The organism is Nocardia mikamii NBRC 108933, from assembly GCF_001613505.1.
In the GTDB taxonomy this organism is placed as follows: domain Bacteria; phylum Actinomycetota; class Actinomycetes; order Mycobacteriales; family Mycobacteriaceae; genus Nocardia; species Nocardia mikamii.
In genome coordinates, this window is the sequence record NZ_BDCM01000013.1 from 448,741 (window position 1) to 463,607 (window position 14,867).

Here is a 14,867-nt window from a genome sequence, read left to right on the forward strand (position 1 = left end):
GTCACAATCCGGACTGCTTGGTGCGCACCATGATCGCACCGCATTCGGGACAGCGGACCACGACCTGCGGATCGGTCTTGGCGATCCGGGCGATCTCGCCGCGGTCGAGTTCGATCCGGCAGGCGCCGCACCGGCGGGCCTGCAGCAGCGCCGCGCCGACGCCGTGCTGGGCGCGCTGCTTGTCGTAGATCGCGAGCAGCTCCTCCGGGAATCCGGCGACCAACTGTTCGCGATCGGTGCCGCAGCGCTGCGCGGCCACGTCCAAGTCGGCGACCGCGTCGTCGCGACGGCTCTGCGCCAGGGTCAGATCCTCCTCGGCGCGCGAGAGGTTGGCGCCCGCGTGCTGGTGATCGGCCTCGGCCGCCTCGCGCCGCTCCATCACCTCGAGCAGTTCGTCCTCCAGGACCCCGCGCCGGCGTTCCAGGCTGCCCAGTTCGTGCTGCAACTCCGAGAGCTGCTTGGCGCCCACGCTGCCGCCCTCGAGCATGCCGCGATCGCGCGCCTCACGTTTGCGCACGGCGTCGATCTCGCCTTCGAGTTTGCGAATGTCGCGGTCGAGATCGTCGAGCTGGATCTCGACCTTGACCGCCGCATCCTTGCGGTCGGTGCGTTCGGCTTCCAGCCGCTGCACTTCCTGCTGTTCGGGCAGCACCTTGCGGCGATGCGCGATCCGCGTCAACTCGGCGTCGACGGCCGCGAGGTCGAGCAGTTTGGCCTGGATCGGTGGTTCGACATTCAACGCGGGACGTACTCCTCGACACTATGGACGGTTGCGGGGCGACGGGCAGCGGGTGCGCGACGCCGGTGCTCAACCGTACTCTGCCCACGGCCGGTTTCGCCCCAACCCCGCATCGCCCGCCCGCGACCACCGGATACGCGACCGAACGCGGTGTGCCGGGGTGGCCCTGGTACCGGTTCCCGGGCTCACCGACAACTCGAATGCGGCGCCGCCGCCACTGTGACACCCTGACCGGATGGCCGAACATCGCTATCGCGTGGACGTGGTGTGGACCGGCGCCACCACCGATTACCGCTCGTATTCGCGCAACCACGAGGTGCTCGCCGAGGGACGACCGCCGCTGCGGGGGTCGGCGGACCCGGTCGTCGGCCGGGGCGACGCGACCCGCTGGAATCCCGAGCAACTCCTGGTCGCCTCGCTCTCGGAGTGCCACATGCTGTGGTACCTGCATCTGTGCGTCGAGGCCGGAATCGTGGTGATCGACTATCTCGACGAGGCCGAAGGCGTGATGAACGAGAAGCGCTTCGAACATGTCACGCTGCGCCCGCGCGTCACCATCACCGACGCGACTCGGGTCGAGCAGGCGCGCGCCCTCCACGCCGAGGCCCACGAGCGCTGCTTCATCGCCAACTCGGTCAATTTCCCCGTCGACCACGAGCCCGATATCCGGACGGAGTGAATTCGCGCCGGTCCGCCGATCGCGAGAGAACGCCCGGGCCGGCCTCGCGCCGCTCGTCCCGTTCCGCCCAGAGGTGACACAGCCGGTCGGCTCGCCTCCGAACTCACCGGCCCGGTGTGACGGCCGCTCACGTCAGTCGTCGGCGGCGCCGAGAGTCCACGGGTCGGTACGGAGGGTGCTGACCCGGGTTTGCACGCCCGGAAGTGCTTCCCGCACAACACCTTCCGCTTGGGCGCACCAGGGGAATTCGCTGGCCCAATGGGCGACGTCGACGAGCACGGGACCGCCCGCGCGCAGGTGTTCGTCGGCGGGATGGTGGCGCAGGTCGGCGGTGACGTAGGCATCGACGCCGAGCTTCGCGACCGTGCCCAGGAAGGATTCGCCCGCGCCGCCGCATACCGCGACGGTGCGGATCTCACGGTCGGGATCGCCGGCCGCCCGCACCCCCCACGCGGTGCCGGGCAGGGCGGCGCGCACGCGAGCGGTGAAGGCGCGCAACGTTTCCGGTTCCGGCAGGGTGCCGATGCGTCCGAGGCCCTGCGCCGAAGGCAGCGCCGCGCGTTCGGTGACGTCGAAGGCCGGTTCCTCGTAGGGGTGGGCGGCACGGAGCGCGGCCAGCACCGCGGCGCGGGCCGACGGCGGCGCCACCACCTCGACACGGTCCTCTTCGACGAATTCCAGGTCGCCGACCTGCCCGATCGCCGGATTCGCTCCCGCCATCGGCCGGAACTGCCCGGTTCCCGGCACCCGCCAACCGCATTCGCGATAGAACCCGGCGCCACCCGCGCCCGCCTCGAACATCGCCGCCAGCACCGCATCGGTGTGCGCGCGCGGAATGAACACCACCCAGGTGTCCACCGGCGCCACCGATTTCTGTTCCAGCGGCCCGGTCACCGTCAGCCCGAGCGTATGGGCGAGGGCATCGGACACGCCGGGATCGGCCGAATCGGCGTTGGTATGCGCGGTGAACAACGCGCAGTCGTTGCGGATCAGCCGATGCAGCAGCGCGCCCTTCGGGGTACTCGCGGCCACGGTGTCGACGCCGCGCAGCAGCAGCGGATGGTGCACGACCAAAGCCTGTGCGCCCCAATCGATCGCCTCGTCGACCACGGTGGCGGTGGCGTCGACCGCGAACAGCACCCGCGAGACGGAGGCCGCGGGATCACCACAGACCAGCCCCACCGAATCCCAGGACTCCGCCAGCCGAGGCGGATACGCGCCGTCGAGGACACCGATCAAGTCCTTCAGCGTCACAACAGAATTCGTCGCTGTCACCACCGCACCTCCACCGTTTCGCCGTTCCGGTCATTATCCACGCCGACGCCGCCTGCCGGGCCGGACGGCGCCGCGCGCCTCCGGCCGAGGGCAGCCGGGAGCCGATACTCACAGTCCGACGGTCTCGATCGCGGCGATCAGACGATCGACGGCGTCATGGTCGCGGACCGCCAAGCGCAGAAATTCGTTGCCGAGCCCCGGGAAGGTGTCACCGCGCCGGACACCGATGTTCTTGTCCGCCAGATGTTTCCGCAGCAACTCTGCGTCGGGCACGCGGATCAGCAGGAAGGGGCCGGCGGCCGGCTCGTGCACGTCGATACCGAGGGCGCGCAGGCGGGGAATCATCGCCTCCCGCTCGGCCACGATCCGGGCCGCACTCGCCTCGGCGTCCGCGATCGCATGCGCTTCGCAGGTCGCCGCGATCGCCTCGAGCTGCAACGTACCGAGCGGCCAATGCGCGCGACCGTGGTTCAACCGGGCCAGCAGCTCGGGCGGACCCAGCAGATATCCGCACCGCAGCCCGGCCAGCGCCCAGGTCTTGGTCAGGCTGCGCAACACCAGGACATCCGGATAGGGCTGTCCCGCAAGCGTTTCCGGTTCGCCGGGGACCGCGTCGGCGAACGCCTCGTCGACCACCACGATCCGACCGGGCCGCCGCAGCGATTCGATCATCGCGCGAGGATGCAACACCGAGGTCGGATTGGTGGGATTACCGAGTACCACCAGATCGGCGTCCTCGGGGACCCGCGCTCCGGCCAGCTCGTAGGGCGGCGCCAGCACCACCCGCGCCACCGCAACATCCGCCTCTCGCAGCGCCAGTTCCGGTTCGGTGAAGGACGGATGGATGACGGCCGCCAGCCGCGACGCCAGCCGTGGCAACAGCGCGAACCCCTCCGCGGCCCCAGCCAGCAGCAACACCTCGTCCGGCGCGCGCCCGTGCCGTGCCGCCACGATCGCGCGCACCGCGTCGGCCTCCGCCTCGGACGGGTACCGGCCCAGTTCCGGCAATCGTGCGGCCAGCCGCCGCAGCAACCACTCCGGTGGCGCGTCGCCGCGCACATTCACCGCGAAGTCGAGCATCCCCGGCCGCACATCGCGGTCCCCGTGATGCCGCAACGCCGAACGATCGACCTCCGAGGCGCTGAACCCGCCGTCGAATTCCGCGACAGCGGACTCCGGGCTCCTGCCCGCACCGCCGCTGGGCACGCCCTGCGCCCGGGTCGCCGCACCGTCGCTCTCAGGGCGTTCGGCGGCATCGCGAGCGTCGTCGTTCACGAACACCGATGTCCCTCCCGGCGTCCTCGGGCCGCCGATGCCCTCGTGAGCGCCCACGGCGGAACCCGCACGCGTCGCATCCACGTCGGCTGCGGGTCCGCCCATCCGGGTATTGCTCGGGCGGCCCGGACCTCGGTGCGACCACGTGCCGGCGGTCGTGGGGGTGTCCTCGGGCACAGCCACCTACCCTACGTGGCCGCCGCCCGCACCGACCGGCCACAATGGGTGCGTGGGCGAGCTGCACGTGACCTTCATCTGCACCGGCAATATCTGCCGGTCGCCGATGGCCGAGAAGATCTTCGCCGCGCATCTGGAACGAGCCGGACTGGCCGATCGGGTGCGCGTGAGCAGCGCCGGCACCACCGCCTGGCACGTCGGCTCGGACGCCGACCCGCGCACGACCGCCCTGCTCACCCGGCACGGATATCCGATCGGGCACGTCGCGGCCATGATCGGGCCCGATCATCTCGACGCCGATCTGCTGATCGCCCTGGATTCCGACCACGATCGGGAACTGACCCGGCTGCGGATTCCGCAAGCGCGGCGGCGACTGCTGCGCAGCTTCGATCCCGGCGCCGACGATCACGACGTCCCCGATCCCTACTACGGCGACGACACCGATTTCGAGCTCGTGCGCGAGCAGATCGAGGCGGCCGTTCCGGCGCTGCTGGCCTGGGTGCGCGAACAACTCGGCGAACCCGCGACGACCGGACCGCGGCAATGAACGTCCTGCGCCGGCTCACGTTCCTCCTGCGGCCCAGCTGGGCGATTCTGGCGGTCGTCGTGGTCGCGTTCGCGTATCTGTGTTTCACCGTGCTCGCGCCCTGGCAGCTGGGCAAGAACACCTCGACGTCCCATCGCAACAACCTGATCGCGGCCTCGGTGAACGCCGACCCGGTTCCGGCGAAGAACCTGCTGAACACCGGCGATGGCACACCACCGGCCGGGACGAATCCGGCCGACACCGAATGGCGGCGGGTCATCGCCACCGGTAGCTATGTGCCGAATTCGATGGTGGTCGAGCGTTTGCAGCGGCTCGACGATCAGCCCGCCTACGGGGTCCTGGCCGCGTTCCGGCTCGACGACGGCCGGGTCGTGCTGGTCGATCGCGGCCTGATCGCGGCGGTGAACGGCTCTGATCTGCCGATGATCGCGGAACCGCCGCCGGGTCCGCAGCGCATCGAGGGGCGGGTCCGCAGCTCCGAGGGCGTCGTCCCCGGCAAGGATCCGATGGTCCGCGACGGCCTGCGTCAGGTGTATTCGGTCGATACCGCTCAGCTCGCCACCGTTCTCGGCACGCCGCTGACCAGCTTCGCCACCGGTGAGCACGGCGGCTATCTGCAGTTGGACGCCGGCCAGCCCGGCGCCTTCACCCCGGAAGCACTCCCCCAGCTCGACGCGGGCCCGTATCTGTCCTACGGCCTGCAGTGGATCGCGTTCGGTGTCATGGCCCCGCTCGGACTCGGCTACTTCGTCTACGCCGAACTCCGCGAACGCCGCCGCGACCGTGCCGCCGCGGCGGCGGTCACACCGAGTGAGCAGGTTCCGGCGATGAGCGCGGCCGGATCGCGCGGGGCCGAAACAGCAAGTACCGCAACCGGAGACACGAGCGACGCTCCGGCCACCGCCCCCTCGGACCCCGCCCCGGATGCGCACTCCGAGACCACGCCCGTATCCGGCGAACCACCGGCGAAACCACGCTCCACCGCGGACCGCCTCGCCGACCGCTACGGCAACGCCCGTCGCTGACCGGCTCTCGCAGCATTCGCCCGCTGCATGGTGGCAGTGGCTCGTATTTGGCTATAGATTCGTATAGCTAGATCGACTCGATACGAGCGGAGAACCGGATGAACGCCATCCAGCAGGCTTACCACGCCGTCCAGCGATCGTGGACCGGACAGCAGTGGGATGCCTGGGCGGCCACCTGCGCCGACGACTACGAATTCGACACCGGCACCGGCCTGCGACTGGATCTCGCGGGCACCCTGGATTGGAGTCGCGCCTGGTTCACGGCGTTTCCGGACTACGCCGAGGACATTCGCGCGCTCCATCCGGCGCCGAACTCGGCAGTCGCCGAACTGGCCGGCCGCGCCACCGCGGTCAACGACTTCGTCGTCGCCGGTGTGACGGTGCTCCCGGCGACCGGCCGGCGGTTCGAGATCGCCTACGCCAAAGTGCTGGTCTTCGACACCGACCTCGCGGTCGTGCGGGACCGGCAGTACCTGGACACCGCGGCGCTACTCCGGCAATTCGGCCCGAACTGACCGGCGGCCGAGCGCATACGCGGCCGCTGCTACCGCGGCCGCCAGCTGCACTCCATTCGACAATCGCACCGCTCGCCGCAGATCGGGTACCTGCGGAGTCCGCCCGCTGCCCAGCACCGGCCGCATCTCGATCCCGTGCCGGTATTCGGTCCGCCCGCCCAGCGCGACGCCCAGAGCTCCGGCCATCGTGGCTTCGGCGACACCCGCATTGGGGCTCGGATGTGATCCGGCGTCGCGGCGCCACGCCCGCCACGCATCGGCGGGCCGTCCGCCCACCAGCGGCGCGAGCGCGACGGTCAGCGCACCGCTCACCCGGGCGGGCAGCAGATTCGCGAGATCGTCGACGCGCGCGGCGGCCCAGCCGAAGTTGCGGTACCGCTCGTTGCGATAGCCGACCATCGCGTCGAGGGTGTTGATCGCGCGATAGCCCAAGAGGCCGGGCACACCCGCGATCGCACCCCACACCAGCGGTGCGACGGTGGCGTCGGAGGTGTTCTCGGCGATGGATTCGACTGCGGCACGGGCCAATCCGTCGGCATCGAGTACCTCGGGATCGCGTCCGCACAGCGAGGGCAGCACCTCGCGCGCACCACTCAACTCGCCTGCCTCCAACCGATCCGCCATATCGCGGCCGGTCCGGGCGAGCGTGGTGCCGCCGAGCGCGATCCACGTGCCGAGTGCGGTGATCCCGACGGTGCCGAGCCCTGCGCGCAGACCGGAGTGCCCTCGGGCTACTGCTGTTCGAGGGCCGGTACACCCGCCCCGCCTACGCCCGGCCGCGCCGCCGCGCCTGCGCCGATCCGGCCCCGCCGAGGCCACCGCACCCTGTCCCCGGATGGCTGCCGATCGCCGGCCGACGATTTCCGCACCGGCTCCCAGCGCGACGATCCCGCCCACCAGCACGATCTCGTGCACGACCCCGGCGGCGCGCGTATCGCGGTACCAGGGCGATTCCAGCCCGGCCGCCGCCGATCCGAACAGCGCCACCGGATGTCCCCGCCGCGGATCACCGAATATCCGATCCGCCGCGAATCCGATCAGCAGTCCCGCGGCCCGCGCCGTTCCATATCGCACCGGGCGAGACTATCGGCCCTCTCCGGCACCCCGATGTCACACTCGGCACGGCGGCATCGTCACCATGGGGGAAGCACCCGGGCGGCGGGCCCGCGCGGCGAGACGAGGATGGCAGCAGCTGTGACGACCGGACACGACGATATCGACCAGACCGAACTGGCACGGCAGTTCGAGGAGCACCGCCAGTATCTGCGCCGCGTGGCCTACAGCACCCTGGGCAGCCTCAGCGATGCCGACGACGTCGTACAGGAGGCGTGGCTGCGGCTGCAGCGCTGGTACGAAACCCGTTCTCCCGGTGATCGAATCGACAACCTGCGGGCCTGGCTGACCACCGTCACCGGACGCCTCGCCCTGGATCAGCTGGGTTCGGCCCGGGCGCGCCGCGAACAGTACGTCGGCGAATGGCTGCCCGAACCGGAAGTCACCAGCTGGGACGACCCGGCCGACCGCATCTCGCAGGACGAGCGCGTCACCACCGCCCTGCTGGTGGTCCTCGAATCGCTCTCGCCCGCCGAACGCACCGCCTTCGTACTCCAGGACATCTTCGGCATGACCGGTCCCGAGGTCGCCGACGTGGTCGGCCGCACCCCCGCCGCCGTCCGCCAGCTCGCCTCCCGCGCCCGCAAACACGTCGAGGACGGCACCCCCCGCTTCCCCGCCTCCCGCGACGAACACGAGCGGGTGGTCTCGGCCTTCTCGACGGCGTGGCGGTCCGGCGATCTGAGCGGCCTGCTCGGTGTGCTCGACGAGAACGTCACCCTGACCGCCGACGGCGGCGGCCGCGTGCCGGCGATCCGGCAGCCGGTGCAGGGCGCGGAGCTGGTGGCCAAGCTGTACTTCGGCTGGTACCGCGCCGGAACCGGTGCGTGGGCGCGCAAGGTCGCGGTCAACGGCCTGCCCGGGCTCATGGTGTTCGACGGCAACCATCTGGGGATCATGGCCTTCACCGTCGAAGAGGACCGCATCACCTCGATCGCGATCGTCCGCAACCCGGAGAAGCTGCACGATCTGCCCGAGGGCGAACCGGATTGGATCATGTGAGACCGTGCTCGATCAGGCGCGGCTCGATCATGCGCGGCTCGGTCAGGGGCGCCCGCTCGCGCCGGGACCGACCCCGACCAGACCGTGCGCTCGCGCCACCGCCGCGGAATGGAGCTGTCCCGCATCGGCGTTGAGCCCGGCCTCGAGCCCCGGGTCGGCCCGGCAGGCCTCCCGCCAGCCGAGATCGGCGATGGTCCGCACATACGGCAGGGTGGCGTTGGTCAACGCGACGGTGGCGGTGTGCGGGACCGCGCCGGGCATGTTCGCGACGCAGTAGAACAGCGAATCGGCCACGGCGAAGGTCGGTTCGGCGTGTGTGGTGGGATGCGAGCTCTGGAAACAACCACCCTGGTCGATGGCGATATCGACCAGCACGGTCCCCGGCCGCATCCGCTGCACCAGGGTGTCCGGAACCAGTTGCGGCGCACGGGCTCCCGGCACCAGCACCGAACCGATCACCAGATCCGCGGCGACGACGGCCCGCTCGATATCGGCGGCGTTCGAGGCGAGAGGGGTGACGCGACCGGCGAATCGGACATCGAGCTCCCGCAATCGGACCGGATTGTTGTCGAGCACGATCACCCGCGCACCCATCCCGACCGCGACCGTCGCCGCACTCGTTCCCGCCACCCCGCCGCCGATCACCACCACTTCCGCCGGCCGCACCCCCGGCACACCGCCCAGCAACACTCCGGCACCACCTTCGGGCGCCATCAGGTGGTAGGCGCCGACCTGCGGTGCGAGTTTGCCCGCGATCTCACTCATCGGCGTCAGCAGCGGCAGCGATCCGTCGGGTCCGCGTACGGTTTCGTAGGCGATGGCGGTGATGCCGGAGGCCAGCACGGCGTCGGTGCATTTCCGGGAGGCCGCCAGGTGCAGGAAGGTGAACAGCACCTGCCCTTCGCGCATCCGTGAATATTCGGGGGCGACCGGCTCTTTCACCTTCAACACCAGTTCCGCCTCGTCCCACACCGCGTCGGCGGTCGCGGTGATGGTCGCCCCGGCGGCCGCGTAATCGGCGTCGGTGAATCCGGACCCGAGTCCGGCGCCGGATTCGATCAGCACCCGATGACCGTGCCGGGTGAGTTCGACGGCGCCGGCCGGGGCGAGCGCGACCCGGCTCTCCTGCGGTTTGATCTCGCGCGGAACACCGATTCTCATACCGCCATCGTGGCCCTGATCCGGGCGCGGCGCCATGATCACGTCGCGGCGATTCGCCGAACCGCAACCGATCGGCAATCGATCCGCGCCCGGCCGCCCGCCGGCCTCGTCACACGGTGACCGGCTCGCCCAGCGGCGGGATCCGCAGCTGCTTCTCACGCCCGCCGTAGCCGAAGGTGCGACGCAGATGATCGAGCGTCTCGGTGAAGTGTGCCCAGCCCTCGGCGTGTACCGGCACCACGACCGCCTCCCCGAGCACCGCCGCCGCTGCCAGCGCGGTGCGCGCGTTGAGCGTGACGTCGCGATCGTCGAACCGGCCCACGTTCGCGGCGCCGACATTGAGCAGGGCGACATCGATCCGGCCGAACCTCGCCACGATGCGTTCGACGTAGTCGACCGAGGCGTTGTCGCCGGAGATGTACACCGTCGGCAGCCCCTCGGCCTGCAACACGAAGCCGGTGACCGTGCCACTCAACGCCTCGGCTCCCTCCGGCCCGTGCAGTGCGGGCACCGCGGTGACGGTGACGGCGCCGATGTTCACCGACTCCCACACCGTCAGTCCCCGAACGCCTTCCAGCCGTCCGGCCGCTTCCGGCGTGGACAGCACGGTCTCGACGCCGGCCATGAAGTCACGCCCGGCCGGATCGAGGTTGTCGGGATGCTGATCGTGGGAGAGCAGCACCACGTCCACCGGACCCACCCGATCCGCGGCGACTGCCGGTCCGGTCAGTTTGTGCAAGGTGAGCGCGCCGGCGGAGTAGTCGCCGGGTTCGTCGAAGGTCGGATCGGTCAGCCAGACCAGCCCGCCGTAGTTCAGCCGGACGGTGGGTCCGCCGATGTGCAGGAGTTCGACCGTGGTGGAGAGCGTGTTCGTCATGAGCACCAGCCTGTACCGATCCGGCAGGTTCGAACAGTGGCCCGCAGGCCATGCTTCGATAAGATCGGGCCATGCATGTGGTCGCGGTGGTCGCCTTCGACGGGATCAGCCCGTTTCATCTGTCCGTCCCCGCAATGGTGTTCGGGCGCATCGGCACCAGCGTGCAGCACAGCGCGCCCTACCAGGTGCTCACCTGTGCGGAAGTTCCCGGAATCCTGAGCACCCCCGGCGATTTCGATCTCGTCGTGCGCCACGGCCCCGAGGCGATCGATCGGGCGGAGACCGTGGTGATTCCCAGCTGGAACCCGGAACTGCCTGTGCCCGCAGCCATTTCGTCGGCGCTGTGGCGCGCGCACGGCCGTGGCGCCCGCATCGTCGGATTGTGCCGCGGTTCCTGGGTCGTCGCGGCGACCGGCCTGGCCGATGGGCGCGAAGTCACCACTCACTGGGGTCTGGCCGCAGCCCTGGCCCGCGCGTTTCCCGCGGTGACCGTACGCGCGGATCGGCTGTGGACCGACCTCGGCGATGTGGTCACCTCCGCGGGAGTCGCTGCGGCACTGGACTGTTGCCTGCATCTGGTGCGCGCCGACCACGGCGCCCGCGCCGCGACCGAACTCGCGCGCACCTTGGTGCTGGCGCCCTATCGCGCCGGCTCACAGGCCCAGTACATACCGCTCGCGGTGCCCGATGCCGACGACGACGATCCGATCGAACGCGCGATGGCCTGGGCGCGAACACATGTGGATCACCCGATCGATCTGGACAGCTGGGCTCGCACCGCCCTGATGTCGCGGCGCACCTTCACCCGCCGTTTCCGCGAACGCACCGGCTCCAGCCCGCAGCGCTGGCTGCTCGATCAGCGCATCGACCGCGCCCGGCTGCTGCTGGAATCCACCGACGACACGATGGACCGCATCGCCGCCGAGACCGGCCTGGGCACGGCGATGAATTTGCGCCACCATTTCCACCGCACGCTCGGACTGCCACCGGCCGCACATCGCGCCCAGTTCCGGGCCAGCTATGTTGACCCGCATGAGGATCAAGCTGGGTGAGCACGAGCCGCAGATCGACGACACCGCGTGGGTGGCGCCGACGGCCACGGTGATCGGCCGGGTGCGGCTGGGTGAACAGGTCAGCGTCTGGTACGGCGCGGTGATCCGCGGCGATCTGGAGGACATCGAGATCGGCGCCGGCACCAACATCCAGGACGGGTGCGTCCTGCACGCCGATCCGGGTTTCGCACTGCAGGTCGGCAGCGGAGTATCGGTGGGCCACAACGCGATCCTGCACGGTTGCACGATCGGCGACGACGTTCTCGTCGGCATGGGCGCGACGGTGCTCAACGGCGCGGTGATCGGCGAGGGGAGTCTCATCGCCGCCAACGCGCTGATTCCCGAGGGGGCGAAGATCCCGCCCGGCTCCCTGGTCGCGGGTGTACCGGGCAAGGTGCGGCGCGAACTCGGCGATGCCGAACGCGATCGCATCAAGCTCAACGCCGCGGTCTATCTGCACAATATGAGCACTCACCGCGACACCGGCACCCAGCTGTGAGACGAACCACACTGGTCAAGCGTCCAGGTTGATCTCTTGGTAGCATCGTCGCAGCATGTTCGCGGTCCGCGGCAGTGAGTCATCGCCTCGGGCGGCGTACTGCGACGTGGGTATGCAGGAGGTTAGACGGTGTCGTACGAGCAGTCCGGTATGCACCGACCCAAGGGGCGGATCAGTGTGGCCGATATCGCGGCCCAACCCGGTGGCATCGAGGCGTTGCAGCGCCGGGTCCACGAATTACGTTCCAGCGGAAGCGATTTCGCCGCGAATGCGATCGAGCAGGAAATGGCCGCCTTCAATCTGCGATGAGCGCGGGCGGTCGCGGACATCGGTGACGGTCCCGGCGCGATGAGATAATGATCGTCAGCCTTCCGCATCGACGCGGTCCCTCGCCGACTCGACTGGAGACCCCATGCCCCCTGTTCCGTCCATCTTGGCCCGCATCCTCGAGAAGCCCCGCTCCGACGGTGAGCAGCTGCTCGAGAGCGCCCTGTCGGCCTTCCTGGACTTCGGGATCAAGCGCACCAGCATGGGTGAGATCGCGCGCCGCGCCGGCATCAGCCCCGCGACACTGTATCGCCGCTTCGAATCGAAGAACGATCTGGTCGAGGCGGTGAGCGTGCGCGAGGCGCAGCGCTTCGTCGCCGATATCGAACAGCGGGTCGGCAGTATCACCGACAACCAGGATCAGCTGGTGGAGATCTTCGTCGTCTTCATCACCGCGCTGGCGCACAACGAGCTGCTGCAGCGTCTGCTGCGCACCGAACCGGAGCTGATCCTGCCCCGATTGACCACCGACGCCGGCCCGATCCTCGCGGTGGGCCGGGCCTACCTGGGCGACAAGCTGCGCGGACTGCAGAAGACCAACGCCGAGTTGGATTTCGACGCCGACCTCGTCGCCGAGATCATGGCCCGGCTGGCGCAATCGCTGGCATTGACTCCCGACGGGCTGATCCCGCTCTCGGACGCGGACGCCGCCCGCGCCTTCGCCCGGCGGACCTTGCTGCCGATGGTCGGCGCCCGCACCTCCTGACTGTCTGGCGGCTGCACCGACGGCCCGCGGCCGTCGCCGTTGTCGCGAAGACTCCCTGAAGGCACTGTCCTACGGGCGTGCCCCGAGCTCGCCGAGCCCGAACGCCGCTGCCACTCGCCGGTCGAGCAGCGCGATATCGGGTTCGGCTCCGCCGTTGGCCAATTCGCGAGCCAGAGCGGTGAGCTTCTGTCCCGCACCGGTATTCGGATCGGGCAGCGGAAGCCTGGTGACATACTGTGTGATCCACCGCCGTCGCCCGGCATAGAGCCGATTTCCGCACACGGCATCGTAGAACCGCAGCCCGAGCGTCGAATTGGCCACGCCCATCAGCAAATAGGCGAGGCGCTCGTCGCCGATATCGGCCAGCGACATCCAGTAACAGTCCCCGTTCACCACCGCCCCGCTGCGATCGAGCGCGAACCGCGGCGCCACACTGATATCCGGGAACACCACCTTCGGCCGGCACCACAAATGCGGCCGCTGCGGCACCCAGATCTCGAACCACTCCCGCCCGGTACCGGTCAGGTAGTCCCGAGCGGCCAGGGTGTCCTTGTGCTGAGCGAGATACGCTGCGGCGAGCGGGTATTCGTTCAGATCGATCGGTGTGCGGCACGGACAGGACGCATCGTAGGGATACAGCACCCGGGTATCGTGGGCGCGTGCGATCCGCCACGGAACGAGATCGTGATGAGTCAGCAGCCCCCGGAGCAGTTCGGGCTCGGGACAGCAGGGCCGATCCTCCCAGCGGTCCGAGATGAAGACTCGATCCGCATTCGTCTTGATCCCCACCCTGATTCGCGCCACCTCACCGAACGTGCGCCACGTGCCGGCGGCGATTCCCGCCAACCAGGCGTCCGTATCGGGTCGCGACATGCGCCACGGCGTGGCGGGATCGAAAGACGGCCCGCCGGCCGGACCGCGTCCCGGGTTCCCGGACCGGCCCGGTCCGTCGTGCGCACCGGTCCACAGCGTTCCGGTCTCCACCGCGATGCGGCGGCCGCCGTGTTCGACCACGGAATCGGCCGGGCCCACCACAGCGTCGAACAGGTCGGCAGCGGCCGTCGGTTCCCGCTCGGACTCGTAGGCCGTGACGAAGCGGCAGCTCCGCTGCTCGTGCCCGCGCACAGCGATCGTGACCGCGGGCAGGACCGCCGCCTCGAACAACCGGGTATCCCCGAGGTCGTAGAGCTCCACCGGCGTCAGCTCCGCATACAGCAGCGCCCGCAGGTTCGCCCCCGCCTTCGTGCTGAGGAACCGGTTGGCGCACAGCAGACCCAGCACCCCACCGGGGCGTAACAACCGCGGAATCGTCGCGACGAACGGATGGGTCAGGTCGATACGTCCCGACAGCCCGAACTGCTTGCTCAGCATCTGCGCGGTCGCGCCGCCCAGTTGCTGGGTCCGCACGTACGGCGGGTTCGTGATCACGGCGTCGAAGCGCGCATCGGCCAACTCGGTGGCAGCACAGAGGAAATCGCCTACCCGCCAGTCGATCACGACACGATTCGACGGCGGCGCGGTACCCGCCCCGGGCCGGCTTTTCCACGACACGCCCCGGGCCCGAGCTTCGTCAATCGCCGCGGCATTCAGGTCGTACCCCACCAGATACAAGGAGGTATCCGGAAAGCGTTGCGCCGCAACATATGCCAGCGCCGACAACAACTCACCGTCCCCGCAGGCCGGGTCGAGCACCGATAATTCACGACCAGGTCGCACGTGCGCGAGCATCCGCTCCGCGAGAAACTCCGCCAACCGCGGCGGCGTGTAATGCCGACCGTGCCGTTTCCGCACCCCATCCCCGCCCGGCTCCCGTCCCGCCCGGCGGTCTGCTGCTGGCCGCTCCCGCCCGCCGCGCATGTCCGCATTGTGCCTGCTGCGAGCACACATGTGGGCGAACT

Annotated in this window: 16 protein-coding genes; 9 read left to right on the plus strand and 7 right to left on the minus strand. The window is 69.7% G+C overall.

The features are described 5' to 3' along the window. Position 1: 1 nt before the first annotated feature. Positions 2-739, minus strand: a complete 738-nt coding sequence (locus NMI01S_RS20195) for a zinc ribbon domain-containing protein (protein ID WP_062999371.1) — start codon at positions 737-739, stop codon at positions 2-4. A gap of 235 nt (positions 740-974) precedes the next feature. Here NMI01S_RS20195 and NMI01S_RS20200 point away from each other — a divergent pair, with 235 nt between their 5' ends. Then, a complete protein-coding gene (locus tag NMI01S_RS20200; RefSeq protein WP_062999373.1) occupies positions 975-1,418 on the plus strand; it encodes an OsmC family protein in 444 nt (147 codons plus the stop codon). A gap of 132 nt (positions 1,419-1,550) precedes the next feature. Here NMI01S_RS20200 and NMI01S_RS20205 read toward each other — a convergent pair whose 3' ends face one another. Next, complete coding sequence (locus NMI01S_RS20205) at positions 1,551-2,693, minus strand: Nif3-like dinuclear metal center hexameric protein (protein ID WP_062999904.1); 1,143 nt, start codon at positions 2,691-2,693, stop codon at positions 1,551-1,553. A 108-nt stretch (positions 2,694-2,801) separates the two neighbouring features. Further along, positions 2,802-3,809, minus strand: coding sequence for an Rv2231c family histidinol phosphate aminotransferase CobC (gene cobC, locus NMI01S_RS20210; RefSeq protein ID WP_062999906.1), 1,008 nt, complete (start codon positions 3,807-3,809; stop codon positions 2,802-2,804). Positions 3,810-4,197: 388 nt separating this feature from the next. On the opposite strand from cobC, the gene NMI01S_RS20215 reads away from it, so the two are divergent. The 3 genes from NMI01S_RS20215 to NMI01S_RS20225 all read left to right on the plus strand — a co-directional run bounded on the left by NMI01S_RS20215 (position 4,198) and on the right by NMI01S_RS20225 (position 6,232). Then, a complete protein-coding gene (locus tag NMI01S_RS20215) occupies positions 4,198-4,692 on the plus strand; it encodes a low molecular weight protein-tyrosine-phosphatase (protein ID WP_062999375.1) in 495 nt (164 codons plus the stop codon). A gap of 5 nt (positions 4,693-4,697) precedes the next feature. Next, complete coding sequence (locus tag NMI01S_RS20220) at positions 4,698-5,717, plus strand: SURF1 family cytochrome oxidase biogenesis protein (protein ID WP_062999908.1); 1,020 nt, start codon at positions 4,698-4,700, stop codon at positions 5,715-5,717. A gap of 98 nt (positions 5,718-5,815) precedes the next feature. Then, complete coding sequence (locus NMI01S_RS20225; protein WP_062999377.1) at positions 5,816-6,232, plus strand: ester cyclase; 417 nt, start codon at positions 5,816-5,818, stop codon at positions 6,230-6,232. Here the strand turns inward: NMI01S_RS20225 and NMI01S_RS20230 are convergent. Then, positions 6,206-7,306, minus strand: a complete 1,101-nt coding sequence (locus tag NMI01S_RS20230) for a cobalamin biosynthesis protein (protein ID WP_062999379.1) — start codon at positions 7,304-7,306, stop codon at positions 6,206-6,208. The two genes, NMI01S_RS20225 and NMI01S_RS20230, sit on opposite strands and share 27 nt — an antisense overlap. Before the next feature lie 120 nt (positions 7,307-7,426). Between NMI01S_RS20230 and sigJ the strand changes: the two genes are divergently transcribed. Beyond that, positions 7,427-8,347 carry an RNA polymerase sigma factor SigJ gene (gene sigJ / locus NMI01S_RS20235; protein ID WP_439956283.1) on the plus strand — a complete coding sequence of 307 codons (921 nt, stop codon included), beginning with the start codon at positions 7,427-7,429 and terminating at the stop codon, positions 8,345-8,347. A gap of 42 nt (positions 8,348-8,389) precedes the next feature. On the opposite strand, the gene ald is transcribed toward sigJ, so the two are convergent. Then, positions 8,390-9,508: an alanine dehydrogenase gene (gene ald, locus NMI01S_RS20240; protein WP_062999910.1), complete on the minus strand. Its 1,119-nt coding sequence runs from the start codon at positions 9,506-9,508 to the stop codon at positions 8,390-8,392. A gap of 109 nt (positions 9,509-9,617) precedes the next feature. Beyond that, the gene (locus NMI01S_RS20245; protein ID WP_062999383.1) at positions 9,618-10,385 is read right to left on the minus strand and encodes an MBL fold metallo-hydrolase; all 768 of its coding nucleotides are present in this window, start codon (positions 10,383-10,385) and stop codon (positions 9,618-9,620) included. A 71-nt stretch (positions 10,386-10,456) separates the two neighbouring features. Between NMI01S_RS20245 and NMI01S_RS20250 the strand changes: the two genes are divergently transcribed. The 4 genes from NMI01S_RS20250 (at position 10,457) to NMI01S_RS20265 (ending at position 12,969) form a co-directional block, all read left to right on the plus strand. Continuing rightward, positions 10,457-11,437 carry a GlxA family transcriptional regulator gene (locus NMI01S_RS20250; RefSeq protein WP_062999385.1) on the plus strand — a complete coding sequence of 327 codons (981 nt, stop codon included), beginning with the start codon at positions 10,457-10,459 and terminating at the stop codon, positions 11,435-11,437. Continuing rightward, positions 11,418-11,936, plus strand: coding sequence for a gamma carbonic anhydrase family protein (locus tag NMI01S_RS20255; protein WP_174554549.1), 519 nt, complete (start codon positions 11,418-11,420; stop codon positions 11,934-11,936). The genes NMI01S_RS20250 and NMI01S_RS20255 overlap by 20 nt, the downstream gene beginning before the upstream one ends. A 129-nt stretch (positions 11,937-12,065) precedes the next feature. Then, the gene (locus NMI01S_RS20260) at positions 12,066-12,245 is read left to right on the plus strand and encodes a hypothetical protein (RefSeq protein WP_062999387.1); all 180 of its coding nucleotides are present in this window, start codon (positions 12,066-12,068) and stop codon (positions 12,243-12,245) included. Positions 12,246-12,348: 103 nt separating this feature from the next. Continuing rightward, positions 12,349-12,969, plus strand: coding sequence for a TetR/AcrR family transcriptional regulator (locus tag NMI01S_RS20265; RefSeq protein ID WP_062999389.1), 621 nt, complete (start codon positions 12,349-12,351; stop codon positions 12,967-12,969). A gap of 69 nt (positions 12,970-13,038) precedes the next feature. Here the strand turns inward: NMI01S_RS20265 and NMI01S_RS20270 are convergent, their stop codons facing one another. Continuing rightward, the gene (locus NMI01S_RS20270) at positions 13,039-14,856 is read right to left on the minus strand and encodes an Eco57I restriction-modification methylase domain-containing protein (RefSeq protein ID WP_084513134.1); all 1,818 of its coding nucleotides are present in this window, start codon (positions 14,854-14,856) and stop codon (positions 13,039-13,041) included. Between the last annotated feature and the right edge of the window lie 11 nt (positions 14,857-14,867).